14 protein-coding genes are annotated in these 16,529 nt (G+C 70.6%); all 14 read left to right on the forward strand.

The window, feature by feature from the left end:
• Positions 1-53: 53 nt before the first annotated feature.
• Positions 54-1,094, forward strand: coding sequence for an NlpC/P60 family protein (locus P4R38_RS11875; protein ID WP_275236622.1), 1,041 nt, complete (start codon positions 54-56; stop codon positions 1,092-1,094).
• A 130-nt stretch (positions 1,095-1,224) separates the two neighbouring features.
• Positions 1,225-2,613 carry a histidine kinase gene (locus P4R38_RS11880; RefSeq protein WP_277192328.1) on the forward strand — a complete coding sequence of 463 codons (1,389 nt, stop codon included), beginning with the start codon at positions 1,225-1,227 and terminating at the stop codon, positions 2,611-2,613.
• Between the two features lie 30 nt (positions 2,614-2,643).
• On the forward strand, positions 2,644-2,787 hold the full coding sequence (locus P4R38_RS11885) for a hypothetical protein (RefSeq protein WP_275236624.1): 144 nt from the start codon (positions 2,644-2,646) through the stop codon (positions 2,785-2,787).
• 13 nt (positions 2,788-2,800) lie between these two features.
• Positions 2,801-3,625, forward strand: a complete 825-nt coding sequence (locus tag P4R38_RS11890; RefSeq protein ID WP_277192329.1) for a nucleotidyl cyclase domain-containing protein — start codon at positions 2,801-2,803, stop codon at positions 3,623-3,625.
• A complete protein-coding gene (gene pgsB, locus P4R38_RS11895; RefSeq protein ID WP_277192330.1) occupies positions 3,626-4,987 on the forward strand; it encodes a poly-gamma-glutamate synthase PgsB in 1,362 nt (453 codons plus the stop codon). It begins immediately after the preceding gene.
• Positions 4,980-5,990 carry a poly-gamma-glutamate biosynthesis protein PgsC/CapC gene (locus P4R38_RS11900; protein WP_277192331.1) on the forward strand — a complete coding sequence of 337 codons (1,011 nt, stop codon included), beginning with the start codon at positions 4,980-4,982 and terminating at the stop codon, positions 5,988-5,990. The genes pgsB and P4R38_RS11900 overlap by 8 nt, the downstream gene beginning before the upstream one ends.
• Entirely contained in the window at positions 5,987-8,113 is a 2,127-nt protein-coding gene (locus tag P4R38_RS11905) for a CapA family protein (protein ID WP_277192332.1), read from the forward strand. Before P4R38_RS11900 ends, P4R38_RS11905 begins: the two co-directional genes overlap by 4 nt.
• Positions 8,114-8,160: 47 nt before the next feature.
• The gene (locus tag P4R38_RS11910; RefSeq protein WP_275236629.1) at positions 8,161-8,580 is read left to right on the forward strand and encodes a hypothetical protein; all 420 of its coding nucleotides are present in this window, start codon (positions 8,161-8,163) and stop codon (positions 8,578-8,580) included.
• A 99-nt stretch (positions 8,581-8,679) separates the two neighbouring features.
• A complete protein-coding gene (locus P4R38_RS11915) occupies positions 8,680-9,729 on the forward strand; it encodes a LacI family DNA-binding transcriptional regulator (RefSeq protein WP_275236630.1) in 1,050 nt (349 codons plus the stop codon).
• A gap of 133 nt (positions 9,730-9,862) precedes the next feature.
• Positions 9,863-11,185: an ABC transporter substrate-binding protein gene (locus P4R38_RS11920; RefSeq protein WP_275236631.1), complete on the forward strand. Its 1,323-nt coding sequence runs from the start codon at positions 9,863-9,865 to the stop codon at positions 11,183-11,185.
• Positions 11,185-12,156 carry a carbohydrate ABC transporter permease gene (locus tag P4R38_RS11925; protein ID WP_277192333.1) on the forward strand — a complete coding sequence of 324 codons (972 nt, stop codon included), beginning with the start codon at positions 11,185-11,187 and terminating at the stop codon, positions 12,154-12,156. The genes P4R38_RS11920 and P4R38_RS11925 overlap by 1 nt, the downstream gene beginning before the upstream one ends.
• On the forward strand, positions 12,149-12,991 hold the full coding sequence (locus P4R38_RS11930; protein ID WP_277192334.1) for a carbohydrate ABC transporter permease: 843 nt from the start codon (positions 12,149-12,151) through the stop codon (positions 12,989-12,991). The genes P4R38_RS11925 and P4R38_RS11930 overlap by 8 nt, the downstream gene beginning before the upstream one ends.
• Positions 12,988-15,030 carry a glycoside hydrolase 5 family protein gene (locus tag P4R38_RS11935; RefSeq protein WP_277192335.1) on the forward strand — a complete coding sequence of 681 codons (2,043 nt, stop codon included), beginning with the start codon at positions 12,988-12,990 and terminating at the stop codon, positions 15,028-15,030. The genes P4R38_RS11930 and P4R38_RS11935 overlap by 4 nt, the downstream gene beginning before the upstream one ends.
• Complete coding sequence (locus P4R38_RS11940; protein WP_277192336.1) at positions 15,027-16,418, forward strand: GH1 family beta-glucosidase; 1,392 nt, start codon at positions 15,027-15,029, stop codon at positions 16,416-16,418. The genes P4R38_RS11935 and P4R38_RS11940 overlap by 4 nt, the downstream gene beginning before the upstream one ends.
• The last annotated feature ends 111 nt before the right edge of the window (positions 16,419-16,529 follow it).

The raw sequence follows: 16,529 nt of genomic DNA on the forward strand, positions 1-16,529 counted from the left end.
CAGCCGGAGCCCACGAGGGGGACAGGTTGCCGCACGTACGACCACGCAAGCGAGTGACCCGGCGCGAGGTGCTGGGTCTGGTCGCCGGCACGGCCGGAGCGGGCTTCGCCTACACGACGCTGCGATCGCTGCAGGCGCTTCCCGCCTCCGCCGCGACGAGCACCCCGACCGCGTCCGCGGCCGCCACGACTGCGCCGCCCGTCTCGCTCGACGTGGACAAGTTCACCTTCACCCGCGCGGCGAACCCGGCCCGCACCCTCGTGCACGACGCGAGCAAGCACCTGGTCGCGACGTTCACCGACACCTCGCGGACCGTCACGCTGGCCGGTCAGATGCGCACGTTCGCCGAGCCCGAAGGCACCGGCGCGACGATCAAGCACGCCACCTGGGTCCGGTTCGCGCCGCAGGCGTGGGTCAACGGCGCCGAGCGCACCTGGGCCAAGCCGTGGCTCGTCTCCGCGCTGCAGGACCGCTCGCCGGACATGCTCGCCATCGCGATGCAGTACATCCAGAGCGCGCGTGACCTGAAGGACACCCACGGCGTGCGGTACGCCGGCAACGCCTCGTTCGGACCGCTCGGTGGCCCCGGCCAGCCGCGCGAGGAGGCCTCCGACTTCTACGACTTCCTCGGCAAGCCCTGGACCTTCCCGGACGGCCGGGTCAAGCCGTTCGAGCAGATCCGCCTCGGCGCGATGGACTGCTCCGGCTTCCTGCGGATGGTGCTCGGCTACCGCATGGGCTTCCCCATGATGAGCCGCAGCGACCGCAAGCCCGGTCCGATGCTGCCGCGTCGGGCGTACGCCATGGCCGGCTACGCACCTGGCACCCTGATCATCGCCAACCGCAACGTCCAGCCCGACCCGGCCGAGCTGAAGAAGCTGCTGCCCGGCGACCTGGTCTTCTTCGAGACCAACATCGAGATCGGGATCGACCACTCCGGCATCTTCATGGGCGTCGACAGCGACGGGAAGCACCGGTTCATCTCCAGCCGCGGTGAGCCCGACGGCCCGACCATGGGCGACGTCGGCCGCGAGTCCACGCTCGACGGCAACGGCCCCTTCACCCGCGGCTTCCGTACGTCACGACGAATCTGAGGAGAACGATGCAGGTCAGCACCCCCGGCTCCACCACATCGACGATCCGGCGTGACGCGGTGGGCGTCGCGCGACCCAGCAACCACGACCGTGGCCTCGTACCGGCCATCTCGACGGAGGACAGCGTTCGATGACGATGATGCACAGTGCGACCCGGCTCAGTGCCGGCGCCACCGAGACGATCGCCTCGGTCCCGCGCATGGTCGCCGACCGGATCGACGCCGATGTCGTGGTCTTCGCGCCCGAGGGTGCCGACGCGATGATGGTCGACCTCTACCAGCGCCGGTCGGTCTTCGCCGCCGCCGACGCGCTCTCCCAGCCGCTGCGCTCAGGCTCGGTGTCGCCGGGCTCGAACGTCGGCGGTTACGTCGCCCGCTCGGTGCAGGACGTCCGGGACGCCCGCAGCGGCGCGCGGCTCGGAGTGATCGGCGTGTACGACCGCGAGCCGCGCGAGGCGGGCTGGAACGAGGCGAACCAGCTGCAGGAGCTGAGCGTCTCGATCGCCGGCCGCCTGGAGGACTTCGTCCTGGACCGCCCCTCACCGGCACCGACCCGCGGGGCGACTCCGCTCGGCGCGAGCCCGCTCCGTCCGGTCGAGCCGTCGGCGACCTCGGTGGGCTCGGCCTACCGGTGGTTCGACGACCTCCCGAGCACCTCGGTGCTGCCCGCCCCCAAGGACCCGACCGAGCCGATCGCCCCGCTGCGTGCCGCGGCTGCCCGCGCCGCCCTTCCGCCGCGCCGCAGCCTCGACGCGATGTGGCAGCAGGAGGCGCACAGCGCCCCGGCGCCGGCGCCTGCGCCCGCCCCGGCCACCGGCGGTGACGCCGACGTCGAGCTGCGCCGGTACAGCCTGAGCCTCGCCGACGAGATCGGCGGCGCCGCGGACTCGCTCGGCTCGCTGATCGGGCAGATCGACCTGCGCCACGACCAGGTGCTGCACCGGCACGCCGCCGCGGTCCAGGAGCGCTTCGCCGTCGTCGAGCGCTCGCGCGCCCGGCTGCGCGGTCACCTGGAGGGCAACCCCGAGCGCCCGCGTACCCGGGCGATGTTCGAGCTGCCGCGGGTGATCGACGCCGCGGTCACGACCGTCTACCAGAGCCTGCCGGGCAGCCACGTGGACGTCGACCTGATCGACGACTCGCTGACGGTGTCCGCCGACCCGGGCATGGTGCAGCGGGCGATCACGCTGCTGCTGTCGACCGCCGTCGAGGCGGCCCGGCACCGTACGGTCCGGCTCTCCGCCGGCGTCCGCGCCGAGGACTCCTCGCGGATCGAGGGCCGCCTGAGCGTCCAGCTGAACGTCTCGTTCAACGGCGAGCAGCTGACCGCCGGTCAGCTGGCCCAGCTGGCAGGGCGGTTCGCCGACGCCTGCCGCGCGCCGCACACCTCCGACCGTCGTACTCCCGCGCAGATGCGCGTCACCACGCACGAGAACGTCCTCGTCGCCGACTCCTTCGAGGTCCGCTCGGGCACGGACAGCACCACGTTCGTGGCGCAGTGGCCGCTCGACCTGGGCTGAGCGGGCACGAGACACACACACCAAGGAACCATGGACAAGACCACCTGGCTGATCGCGCTGACGCGTGCCGGCCTTGCAGCTTCACTGTTCGTCGTCGTCTTCATCGCGGCACGGATTCGATTCGCGAAGGGGGCGGCCGACGATGAGCGGTCGACGGAGAGTCGTATGGACTGACCAGCACTGGCTGGTGCTGTTCTGCGCCGGCGCGGCCGCCGCAGCAGCGTTCATCGGCGGCGGGCAGACGCCGTCGATCGGGCTCGGCATGATCGCGCTGATCGTGCTGACCCTGCTGATCTCGATGTGCGTCGACGGGTTCGCCGCACTGTGCGTCGGGCTCGCAGCCGCAGCCGCGGCGGTGTTCCTGTTCCGGCTGAACGACGTGTGGGGCTCGGACCACTTCTTCACCGTGCTCGTCGCTGCCGTGACGATGCTGGTGCTCTGCTGGGTGGGTGGCCAGCTCGGCACCGCGCTGCGCGAGCTGGCGCGCGGGCGGTTCCAGGCCGGGGTCGGCGAGGCCGGGCTCGCGCCCGTCGTCGGCTCGCTGGGCCTGCTGACCCGCGGCTCCGCGGTCGTACGGCTGCAGGAGGAGATCGAGCGCGCACAGGGATCCGGCACCGCCCTGAGCCTGTGGGTCGTGGACCTGCGCGTCACCGACAAGCGGATGGACGCGGGGTCGGCCCTGCGGCTGAAGCGCGGCGTGGCGCGGCTGGTCGAGAGCCTCTCGCGCAGCAGCGACGTGCCGTTCATGGTCTCCGAGACCGCTCTGGGCGTCATCCTGCCCGGCACGGACACCACGGCCGCGTGGGACATCGTCGGTCCGATCATGGACGCGGCCACGCGGTCGACCTTCGCCGACCGGTCCCGCGGTGACCGGCGCCGGCTCTCCGACCACGCCGAGCTGCACTCCGGTCTGGTGTCGTTCGACCCCTCGCACGCGACCGCCGACGCCCTCCTGGAGGCGGCCACCGACGCGGCTGCGCCGCCCTCGTACGAACGAAGCGGCGGTCGGTAGGTGCTCGCCTCGCTCTGCGGGCTCGCAGCGATCACGGTCTTCAGCTGCGCGCTCTTCCTCTACTGGCACCTGTCCGTACGCGCTCACAACCGGCGCCTGGAACAGCTCGACACCCGCATCCACGTCAACGGGATCCGCGGCAAGTCCACCGTGACGCGCCTGCTCGCCGGCGTGCTGCGCGAGGGCGGCTACGTCACGGTCGCGAAGACCACCGGCAGCGCCGCCCGGGTCATCGGCCCGACCGGCGCCGAGGAGCCCATCAAGCGTCGCGGCGCTCCGACCATCAACGAGCAGATCGACGTCGTCGCCGAGCACGTGACCTCCGAGGTCGAGGCGCTGGTCATCGAGTGCATGGCGGTCCGGCCCCTCTACCAGCAGTACTCCCAGGACTTCATGGTCCGCTCCGACATCACGGTCATCACCAACGTGCGTGAGGACCACCAGGAGGAGATGGGGGAGACGCTCGAGGAGATCGCCGACTCGCTGTCGGCGACCATCCCCACCAACGGCGTGCTGATCACCGCCGAGGACCGCGAGCACCTGCGGGAGCGGCTGCGCCGCAACGCCGAGGCCCGTGGCAGCCGCCTGGTCTACGCCGACCCGAGTGGCGTGTCCGACGCGGACATGCGCGGGTTCGACTACCTGCAGTTCAAGGAGAACGTCGCCGTCGGCATCGCCGTCGCCCGGCTGCTCGGCATCAGTCGCGAGGCCGCGCTGGAGGGCATGTGGAAGTCCGTCCCGGACGTCGGCGTGGTGCGGCTGCGCACGTACGACATCCGCGGCAAGCGCATCCTGTGGGTGCCGATGTTCGCTGCGAACGACCGCGAGAGCGTCATCCTGACGCTGGACACGCTCGCGGCGCGGTTCCCCGCCGGCGCAACGGTGATCGGCATCCTCAACAACCGTCGTGACCGCGGACGCCGGGCCGAGCTGTTCGCCGAGATGGTCCCGAACGACCTGTCCCGTCACCTGCACCACGTGATCACCTTCGGCGCGTTCGAGGACCAGGTCACCTCGGCGATGATCGACGGCGGCTACGCACGCGGTCGCATCCACAACCTCGGCGACACCGTCCAGCCGTCGTTGCAGCAGATCCTCGCCACGGTCGAGAAGCTCGTCGACGGCCGGCACGGCGTCCTGATCGGCATGGTCAACATCCACACCGACCAGGCGGAGATGCTCATCGAGCACTTCCACGAGCTGAGCGGGGCGGACCACCACGACGAGCTCGAGGAGTCCCTCGAGCCGGGCCGCGCACCGCGAGGCACCCAGCGGCTGCGCAACGCCCTGGTCCGACCGGGAGGCTCCGACGACGACGCGGACGGAAGCCGTCGGGAGCGCCAGGCGGTGAACGATGGCTGAGTACGCCGTCAGCCCCGAGGTGGTGCGGGTCGCCATCGTGGTCGGCGTCATCATGAGCATGCTCTTCTACGAGCGGGCCCAGCTGACGACTGGTGGCGCGATCGTCCCGGCCTACCTCTCGCTCGCGGTCTTCCGGCCGCTGGCGATCGTCGTGACCATCGTGATCGGCTTCCTCACCTACCAGGTCGTCACCGTGCTGCTGGCGAAACGGACGATCCTGTACGGCCGGCGCAAGTTCGAGGCCGAGGTCCTGGTCGGGCTGACGCTCATCATGGTCGCGACCTACCTGGCCCACCTGACCGACCACCTCGACCCGGTGTTCCTCGGGCTGACCGGTGTCGGGTTCCTCGTGCCGGGGATCATCGCGCACGACATGGCACGGCAGAAGCCGGGCCGCACCGTGTTCGCGATCGTCGTCACCACGTCCGTGCTCGCGGTGTTCGTGTTCCTCATCACCGCGCTGTTCGACATCCTCCCCGGCAAGACGGCCGACCCGGTGCAGCTCGCGTCGGTGCTGGGCTACCCGCGTGAGTTCCTCGTGGTCGCCGTCGCGCTCAGCGTGCTCGCCGGCATGTTCATCTTCGACACCACGAGCCTGCGGTCGGGCGGGTTCATCACCGGCGCGTACCTCGCGCTGGTGAGTCCGCGGACCTCGGACCTGGCGTTCACCGCCGTGGTGGCGCTGGTGACGTGGTTCATCGTCAAGAAGCTGATGATGCCGCGGCTGCTGCTCTTCGGCCGGCGCAAGGTGTCGACGATGATCCTGGTCGGCGCGATCGTCGGGTGGAGCGCCGAGCTGGTGATCCAGCAGTTCAGCAACGGCGACTACACCCCGTGGCGAGGTCTCACCGTCGCGACGCTGATGGTGCCGGCGCTGATCGCCAACGACGCCGAGCGGCAGGGGTGGGAACGCACCGTCTGGGGTACGGCGCTGTCCGGACTGGGCGTGTTCGCCGCGGTGAACGTCATCGCCGCCATCACCAACGTAGGAGCGCTGACATGACCACCGAGCCGCGATCGAAGCGATCCAGCGCCCGGCTGACCAAGGTGGTCCTCCCCGGGATCGCCGCCGCCCTCGCGCTCGGCTGCGTGTCGGCCCTGACGATGAAGGAGCCGCCGGTCTCGCAGGCGGCGCTGGCGGCCTCGTCCGTCGGCGGCGTCGTCGTCGACGAGACCGGCCGTCCGGTCGAGGGCGCCACCGTGCGTACCAGCGTGGACACGGTGCGCAGCGACGCCCACGGGAAGTTCACCGCGGCCATCCGTGGCGCGGAGCTGGTCAAGGCCTCGGCGCCCGGCCACAAGTCGCGGACCCAGGCGGTGGGCAAGGACGGCGCCGTCTCCATCGAGCTCACCTCGCAGGCGAGCAAGACGCTGTCGTTGCGCTTCGGCGGCGACGTCATGATGGGCCGCCGCTTCTACGAGAGCCAGAAGGGCCAGCTGCCGCAGCTCAAGAAAGGCTCCACCGCCGCCGAGCACGCGCAGATCCTGAGCGCGGCCGAGCCGCTGCTGTCCGACGCCGACCTGACGACCGTCAACCTCGAGACGCCGTTGCTCGAGAACCCGTACTACGACCCGAAGAAGCCCCGGCCCAGCCGGTTCGCGCCGGAGAAGGACCTCGCGTTCGGCAGCGCGCCGGAGACGGCGGAGGCGCTGCGGATGTCCGGCGTGGACGCGGTGTCGCTCGGCAACAACCACCTGTACGACGCGATGGACCCCGGGCTCAAGAGCACCAAGCGGGCGCTGGACGCCGCCGGCATCGTCTACTTCGGCGCGGGTGCGACTCCCGCGGAGGCGTGGAAGCCGGCGGTCGTCACCCGCAACGGGCAGAAGGTCGCGATGATCGGCTGCACGACCGTCGACGGTCACAACTGGAAGGTCCAGTACGTCGCGACCCCCCGGCAGGGCGGCGCCGCGTACTGCACCGAGCCCGATCTGAGGACCTACGTCGCCGCGGCGCGCCGGCTGGCACCGAACGTCGTGGTGATGATCCACGGTGCGGTCGAGTACCTGCGTCCCCAGCAGCCCGAGGTGCGCTCGCTGTTCAAGGTCGCGAGCGACGCCGGCGCGCAGGCCGTCATCGCGAGCCACCCGCACGTGGTCGGCGGCATGACCCAGACGGGCAAGGCGTTCGTCGCGGAGACGACGGGCAACCTGGCCTTCGACCAGCAGCTGTGGGCGACCTTCCCGACCTACCTCATGCGGGTCGACCTGCGCGGGGGAGTTCCGGTGTACTCCTCGATCGACCCGCTGTCGATGCAGAACTTCCGGCCGGTGCCCTCCGTCGGGGCGCTCGCCCAGGCGTCCGCGCGCATCGCCGCGGGGACGGTGCCCGGCCCGGCGCGGCTCGGGGACAGCGGGGCGTTCGTCCCGCCCGGCACGCGAGCGCCGAGTGCCGGGACCGACGTGTCCCTGGCCAAGGGCGACATCCAGGCCGTGTCACCCGGCTGGTGGTTCTCCGGTGTCTCCCAGCCGGTGGGTGGGGTCCGCGCCGGGTCCGACCTGCTGTTCGGGACCGGGACCTTCGAGGACCAGGACGTCGACGCGTCCACCAACGGCGGCGACCTGTGGACCCTCGGCAAGTACGCCCAGGTGACCGCCCGGGCGCGCTGCACCTCCGGTGACGGCGAGAGCGACCAGGGCATCGAGCTGGTGCGCAGCCCGGTCAGCACCAAGGACGTGTTCGCGACCCCGGCCCACCGCCAGGACGTCGACCCGGGCCAGGAGGTCACGCTGTCCGCCGACATCCGTAACGCGTCGGCCGGCTCGATCCTGGAGCTGCGCTGGTACTACCGGACCGAGGGCAAGAGCTTCCACACGACGTCCGCGAAGATCCCGGTGACCGATGCGTCCGCGTCGTCCTGCCGACGGGTGGTCATCAACGCGGTCGTGCCGAAGGAGGCGCATGCGGTGCAGCCCTTCCTGCGGCTGAAGCCGCCGGACGACGAGCAGGAGGGCCGCCGGTTCTCCGCCGACAACGTCCGGCTGATCCAGTGGGCGCCCTCCGGCGCCGGGGGCCGGCAGTACGACGTCGTCCGCGGCAGCGTCGACGCCAAGGCGCGCTTCATCCAGGACGGCCCGTCCCTGAAGGACGAGGGACCGCTGGTCGACAACCCCGCCTCCCGGTGAGCGAACGGGCGCCGGGACGGCGCGGTCCGGGACCTAGGCTGTCGGCGATGGACGACGACACGGCCACGCGACGACCGACCGGGAGCGGGTTCGGCCGGGTGCTGGTGGCGGTCTACGCCTTGTTCGCACTCGCGGCGACCGGGCGCTCGATCCTGCAGATCACCGAGTACTTCGACCGCGCGCCGCTGGCGTACGTCCTGTCCGCCCTCGCCGCCGTCATCTACATCGTCGCGACGATCGCCCTGGCCCGCGGAGACCGTACCTCGGTACGGGTGGCGCGGGTGACGATCACGACCGAGCTGATCGGCGTCCTCGTCGTCGGGCTCTGGTCGCTGCTGGACTCCAGCGCGTTCCCGGACAAGACCGTCTGGTCCCACTTCGGCCAGGGGTACGGGTTCGTGCCACTGGTGCTGCCCGTCGTCGGGCTCTGGTGGCTCCGACGCACCGGCGCCGCGCCGGCCGACTGACCGAGCCTCGCCTCGAGGTGGCGGCTTGCGCAGCGGTTGCTGAACGGGGTAAGTAGATTTCGGCGCGGCCGACCGCTCGGCCGCCGGGAGAGGATCACGATGAGCGCTGCGCAGACCGGGACGTCGGAGCCCGCCCGACGGGCGACGATGGGTGACATCGCGCGGCACCTCGGGATCTCCAAGGCCGCCGTCTCGTACGCACTCAACGGCCAGCCCGGCGTCGCCGCGGCCACCCGGGAGCGGGTGCTGGAGGTCGCCCAGGAGATGGGCTGGCACGCCAGCTCGAGCGCGCGGGCGCTGTCCGGCTCGCAGACCCAGGTCGTCGGCCTGGTGCTCTCCCGGCCGCCCGACCTGCTCACCACCGAGACCTTCTTCATGCGGTTCCTCGCCGGCGTCGAGTCGGTGCTGTCCGAGCGCGGCTGGAGCCTGCTGCTGCGGGTGATCGGAGACCATCCGGCCGACGAGATGGCCACGTACGAGCGCTGGTGGGGTGAGCGTCGGATCGACGGGGTGATCCTCCTGGACGAGCGGTACCGCGACCCTCGCGTCGACCTCGTCGAGCGGATCGGGCTGCCCGCCGTACTGTGCGGTGGTCCCGTGAAAGGTGTTGGCATTCCTTGCCTCTGGACCGATCAGAGCGGCGATGCGGGACTGGTCGTGCAGCATCTCGCCGACCTCGGCCACCGCCGGATCGGTCACGTCGCGGGCCCGGGGGAGTTCGTCCACGAGCGGGCCCGGCGCCGCGGGCTGCGTCGGGCTGCAGCGGCACTGGGGGTGGAGGTCGTCACGGTGGAGGCGGCGTACACCGGCCCGGAGTCGGAGGAGGCGACCAGGCGGCTGCTGACCGGTGACGCCCCGCCGACGGCCGTCGTCTTCGGCTCGGACGTGATGGCGCTGGGCGGCGTCCGGACCGCGGCGGCCCTCGGCGTCCGCGTGCCGCAGGAGGTGTCGTTCGTCAGCTGGGACGACTCTCAGCTGACGAGTCTGGTGGCCCCCCGGCTCACCGCGCTGCAGCGCGACACCCCGGCGTTCGGGCGGCTCGCGGCGACCGTCCTGCTGGACGCCGTCGCCGGTCGCCGGCCGGTGCGCATCCAGGTCCCGCCGTCGGTGCTGGTCGCTCGCGAGAGCAGCGGTCCCGCACCCGCCTGACCCCACCTCGGCGATAACGATCAGGTAACAGGCGGCTCTCGTACTGAACCGGATAAGTTCAGCGGTGGTGTGATGTGGGTCTCACCGCCGCGGTCGTGACCGGAGACCAGGCGTCGGAACACAGGGAGTCCACGTGAAGATTCGTCTCTGGTGCGCGTCGTTCGCGATCACAGCGGTCGCGGCCACGGCAGCGTGCGGCAACGGCGACTCGGGTTCGTCCGAGTCCGGCGGTGGCGGTGGCGGCGGCGACGCCAAGACCCTCACCTACTGGGCGAGCAACCAGGGCGCGACCCTGGACGTCGACAAGCAGGTCCTCGGCAAGGAGCTGGCCAAGTTCACCCAGCAGACGGGCGTGAAGGTCAAGCTCGAGGTCATCGGCTGGCCCGACCTGCAGAACCGCATCCTGGCCGCGACCAGCAGCGGGCAGGGCCCGGACGTGCTCAACATCGGCAACACCTGGGCGGCGTCACTGCAGTCGACCGGGGCGTTCATGCCGTTCGACAAGGCGGCGCTGGACGCGATCGGCGGGCAGAGCAAGTTCGTCGACGCCTCGTTCAAGACCTCCGGCATGGAGGGCAAGGACCCGACCTCGGTGCCGCTCTACGGCCTGGTCTACGGCCTCTACTACAACAAGAAGATGTTCGCCGACGCCGGGCTGCAGCCGCCGACGACGTGGGAGGAGCTGCAGGCCGCGGCCAAGAAGCTCACCGACGCGGGCAAGGGCACCTACGGCATGGCGATGGAGGGTGGCAGCTACACCGAGAGCATCCACTTCGCCTTCATCTTCGGCCAGCAGCACGGCGCCGACCCGTTCACCAAGGACGGCAAGCCGCAGTTCACGACGCCGGGCATGGTCGCCGGCGTGAAGCAGTACGTCGACCTGATGAGCGACGGGGTCGTCAACAAGAGCAGCGTCCAGTACAAGAACGGCCCCGAGGCTCCCGGCGACTTCGCCAAGGGCAAGGCCGCGATGCTGATGAGCCAGAACAACGCCGACAACACGCTGCAGGCCGACGGCATGAAGTCCAGCGACTACGGCGTGGTCGCCATCCCGACCAAGTCGGGCAACAAGGACACTGCCAGCTTCGTCGCCGGCATCAACATGTCGGTGTTCAAGGACACCAAGAACAAGGACGGCGCCCTGAAGCTGGTGAAGTTCATGACCAGCCCCGAGGAGCAGGCGATCCTGGACAAGCCGTTCACCGCGCTGCCGGTCGTCAAGGGCGGCACGGTCAACTTCACCGACAACCCGGCCGAGGCCAAGACCTTCGCCGACATCCTCGCGACCAAGTCGGTGCCGCTGCCGCTGGTGCCGGCGGAGGCGGCGTACGAGACCAACGTCGGTAACGCCGTCAACGGCCTGCTCGCCAAGGCCGCCACCGGTCAGAAGCCGAGCGAGGCGGACATCAAGAGTGCGCTGCAGGAGGCGCAGGACAAGATGGCCTCCGCCGGCTGATGAGCGTCGACACCGTCGAGACCCCCGCCGCCGGCAGCACCGCCGCGGCTCCCGCACCGTCGCGGCCCCGACGCCGCGGCCGGCGCGTGACGCCGTACCTGCTGGTGCTGCCGGCGGTGGTCCTCGAGCTGCTCGTCCACATCGTGCCGATGCTCGTCGGCATCTGGATGAGCTTCGTCCGGCTCACGCAGTTCTTCATCGCCAACTGGTCGCAGGCGCCGTCGGCCGGGCTGGACAACTACAAGGTCGCCCTCGACTTCTCCGGCCCGCTCGGCAAGAGCCTGCTGCACTCCTTCGGGGTGACGCTCGCCTACACCGTCCTGGTGGTCGGCGTGGCCTGGCTGTTCGGGATGTCCGGCGCCCTGGTGCTGCACCGCTCGTTCCGCGGGCGAGGGTTCCTGCGCACGCTGTTCCTCGTCCCGTACGCCATGCCCATCTACGCCGGGATAATGACGTGGAGCTTCATCTTCCAGCGGGACAACGGCTTGATGAACCACCTGGTGAAGTCGCTGGGGCTGGGTGACGGTGAGTCGTTCTGGCTGGTCGGCAACAACGCGTTCGCCTCCATGGCGATCGTCGCGATCTGGCGCGCCTGGCCGTTCGCGTTCCTGATGCTGCTCGCCGGCCTGCAGAACGTCCCGGACGAGGTGTACGACGCGGCCTCGGTCGACGGCGCGGGCATCTGGAAGCAGGTCCGCTACATCACGCTGCCCTACCTGCGGCCGGTCAACGTCGTGCTCGTCCTGATGCTGTTCCTGTGGACCTTCAACGACTTCAACACCCCGTTCGTGCTGTTCGGGCCGACGCCGCCGAGGTCGGCGGACCTGATGTCGATCCACATCTACGGCAACTCCTTCGTCAGCTGGAACTTCGGGTTCGGCGCCGCGATGTCGGTGCTCCTGCTGCTGTTCCTGCTCGTCGTGACCGGTCTGTACCTGTTCCTCACCTCCAGGAGGTCACGTCGTGCGTGAGCCAGTCTCCTTCCGGGTGTTCCGCTGGGTGGTCGTGCTCGTCCTCGGCGCGTTCACCCTGATCCCGCTGTACGTCCTGCTGTCCAGCTCGCTGAAGCCGCTCGGCGAGGTCCAGGGCGAGTTCCGTTGGTGGCCGGAGCATCCGACGTTCCGTCCGTTCGTCGACATCTGGAGCACGGTGCCACTGGCGAGGTACTTCGCGAACAGCCTCGTCGTGTGTCTGGTGGCGACGCTGTTCAGCGTCCTCATCGCGATCTTCGCCGCGTACGCGGTGTCGCGGTACCGCTTCCGGGGCCGCAGCCTGTTCAGCGGAGCGGTGCTCTCGACGCAGATGATCCCCGGCATCCTGTTCCTGCTGCCGCTGTTCCTGATCTTCGTCAACCTGGACAAGACGCTCGGGACGACGGTGTTCTACCAGACCCGTGTCGGCCTGATCGTCATGTACATGACGTTCTCGCTGCCGTTCGCGATCTGGATGCTGGCGGGGTACCTGGACGGCATCCCGCGCGACCTGGACGAGGCGGCCCGGGTCGACGGCTGCTCCGCAGTGGGCGCGCTGTTCCGCGTCGTCCTCCCGGCGGCGCGGCCGGGCGTCGTGGCGGTCGCGGTGTACGCGTTCATGACGGCGTGGGGCGAGATCCTGTTCGCGTCGCAGATGACCAACACCGAGACGCGGACCCTGTCCATCGGTCTGCAGAGCTACTCGACGCAGATCAACGTGTACTGGAACCAGGTCATGGCAGCCTCGCTGGTCGTCAGCCTGCCGATCGTGCTGGTCTTCCTGCTGCTGCAACGGTATCTCGTCGCCGGTCTGACCGCGGGCGCCGTGAAGTGAGCGAGCCGCGTTCAGGCGCAGGGCTGTTCGTCGACAGGCCGCTGCGGTTCGTCGAGGGGAGTGAGGGCCCGGTCGCGTGGACCGGCGTGAACTTCTGGTCCCGGCACGGTGGTCCGCTCATGTGGCGCGGGCTGGATGAGGCGGTCCTGCGGTCCGAGCTGGAGACGATGCGGTCGTACGGCATCGGCGTCACCCGGTCGTTCTTCTACTGGCCGGACACCATGCCTGCGCCCGACCGGCTCGACGAGGACGTGCTCGACCGGTTCGCGATGTTCCTGGACCTGCACCGCGAGCTGGGCCTGACCACGATCCCGACCTTCGTGGTCGGTCACATGTCGGGGGAGAACTGGGACCCCGCCTGGCGGTCCGGCCGCGACCTGTACGCCGACGTGTGGATGGTCGCCCGGCAGGCCTGGTACGCCAGGGAGCTCGTCTCCCGGTTCGCCGACCATCCGGCGATCGTGGGCTGGCTGGTCTCGAACGAGATGCCGATCTACGGCGGCGCCGCCGACAGCGACGTGGTGACCAGCTGGGCCGAGCTGATGGTGGACGCGATCCGGGCCGGGGGCGCGAGGCAGCCGGTCTCGCTCGGCGACGGCGCGTGGGGGATCGAGACGACCGGCGAGGACAACGGCTTCTCGCTGCGCCGGACCGCGGGCCTAGTCGACTTCGTCGGTCCGCACGTCTACCGGATGGAGAACGACGTCGTCCGCCAGCACCTCAAGGCGGCGTTCGTCTGTGAGCTGGCCGCGGTCGCGGGGCTCCCGGTGGTGCTGGAGGAGTTCGGCGTGACCTCGGACTTCGCCTCCGACCTGAACGCCGCGCACTACTACCGGCAGACGCTGCACACCTCCTTGCTGGCGGGTGCGACCGGCTGGATCGCCTGGAACAACACCGACTTCGACACCATCGCCGACCAGGACCCGTACCGGCACCATCCGTTCGAGCTGCACTTCGGGCTCACCCGGGCGGACGGTACGCCGAAGCCGGCACTGAGGGAGATGCGAGACTTCGCGGCCCTGCTCGACCGGATCGAGGTGACCGCCTGCCGTCGTGCCCCCGCACAGGCGGTGCTGGTCGTCCCGGCGTACCTGGAGACCGGCGAGCCGCTGACCCTCTCGGCCGCGGAGCGCACGCCGATCGTCGCCGCGCTGGAGCAGGCGCACGTCGCGGCGCGCGAGGCCGACCTCCCGGTCGCGTTCGCCCGTGAGGTGGACGGCATCCCCGGCGGTGCACCGCTCTACCTGGTCCCGTCGACCAAGGCGCTCACGGCCCCGACCTGGCGGCTGCTCGGCGAGCAGGTGCGCTCCGGCTCCACCCTCTACGCCTCGTACGGCCTCGGCGACAGCGACTTCCAGCGCGGCCCGTGGTGGACCGGGCTGGAGGAGATCTTCGGCGTCCGTCACGACCTCGTGTACGGCATCACCGAGCCGCTGGAGGAGGACCTGGTGGTGACCCTGGAGCGGGACCTGGGGCCGCTGCGCGCCGGGGACGTGCTCGACATCGCGGTCGCGGGCTCGGAGGTCACCCGCACCATGCTGCCGGTCGAGACGACGACCGCAGACGTTGTGGCGCGCGATCAGCACGGCCGGATCGTGCTGACCCGCAACAGCATCGGTGCCGGGATCGCGGTGCTGTCGACGGTGCCCACCGAGGCGCTCGCGGCCGCGCGGCCTCGGGCCAACCCGGAGCCGACCTGGCGCCTCTACGACGCCGTCGCGCAGGTCGCCGGCGTCGACCGACCTGTCCGTGTGGAGTCACCGATGGTCCTCGTCGACCGGCTGGTACACCGTGACGGACGCTGCTTCGTGTGGCTGGTGAGCGCCTCGCGCGATCCCCAGACGGTCGCGGTCGAGACCGCCGTGGGCACAGCCGTACGACCGCTGGCCGGGGGCGACCCGGTGACCAAGGTCGAGCTCGCCCCGTACGACGTCCAGGTGCTCGAGCTGATCGCCACGACGAGCTCAGCCCGGTACGACGAGAACACCGGCACCGCAACGGTGTCGGGCCCTGCCCAGGAAGAAGGACGACGACCATGACCACGAGCGAGCAGGGCCTCGGCCTTCCGGACGGGTTCGAGCTGGGAGCGGCGACGGCGTCGTACCAGATCGAGGGCGCGATCGCGGCGGACGGTCGCGGCCCGTCCATCTGGGACACGTTCAGCCACACGCCCGGCGCGGTCGCCGGCGGCGACACCGGCGACGTCGCGTGCGACCACTACCACCGGTACGCCGAGGACGTCGCGCTGATGGCCGGTCTCGGGCTCGACAGCTACCGCTTCTCGGTGGCCTGGCCGCGCATCCAGCCGACCGGCAAGGGGCCGGCCAACGAGGCGGGCCTGGCGTTCTACGACCGTCTGGTCGATGAGCTGCTCGCCCACGACATCGCCCCGGCGATCACGCTCTACCACTGGGACCTCCCGCAGCCGTTGGAGGACGCGGGCGGCTGGCGGGTGCGCGACACGGCCGAGCGGTTCGCCGAGTACGCCGACATCGTCCACGAGCACCTGTCGGACCGGGTGAGCCGCTGGATCACGCTGAACGAGCCGTACTGCTCCTCGATCGTCGGCTACGCCGAGGGCCGGCACGCGCCTGGCGCGCGCGAGGGCGACGGCGCGCTCGCCGCCGCGCACCACCTGCTCCTCGGTCACGGGCTCGCCCTCCAGCGCCTGCGGGCGCGCGGCGGCGAAGGCCAGCAGCTCGGTGTGACCCTCAACCTGCAGCCCGTGAGTTCGGTGACGGACCGGCCGGAGGACGTCGCCGCCGCCGACCGCGCGCTGCTGCTGGCCAACCGCCTCTTCACCGATCCGGTGCTGGCGGGGACGTACCCCGACCTGGCCCGCTCGACCTATGCGCCGGTCACCGACTTCGGCTGGATCCGCGACGGCGACCTGGAGGTCATCGGCGCACCGCTGGACTTCCTCGGCGTCAACTACTACTTCCCGGCCAACGTGCGCGCGGCAGCGTACGACGAGCCGGACCCTGCGCGCCGTACCGCGAGCGACCTGGGCTTCGAGGACGTCGTCGCGGAGGGCGTCGAGCGGACGGAGATGGGCTGGCCGGTCGACTCCGACGGGCTCCGGCGGCTGCTGCGCTGGCTGCACGAGACCTACCCGACCCTGCCGCCGGTCTACATCACCGAGAACGGCCGGGCCTGCGACGACGTGGTCGCCGCCAACGGGCACGTCCACGACCCCGACCGGGTGCGCTACCTCGAGGACCACTTGCGCGCGGTCGTCGCGGCGACGCACGAGGGGGTCGACGTCCGCGGCTACTACTGCTGGTCGCTGCTGGACAACTTCGAGTGGGCCGAGGGCTACGCCAAGCGGTTCGGTCTGGTGTACGTGGACTACGAGACACAGCAGCGCATCCCGAAGTCCAGCTACGAGTGGTACCGCCGCCTGATCGCCCGCCACCACACCCCCTGACCCCTCCCGCCGGTCGAGTAGCCCCCTTCCGCCGGTTGAGCCGGACGAGCCGCGCCCCTTCGCCGGTTGAGCCGGGCGAGCCGCGCCCCTTCGCCGGTTGAGCCGGACGAG

Origin of the sequence: Luteipulveratus flavus (assembly GCF_029439465.1) — a bacterium.
GTDB classification, from domain to species: Bacteria; Actinomycetota; Actinomycetes; order Actinomycetales; family Dermatophilaceae; genus Luteipulveratus; species Luteipulveratus flavus.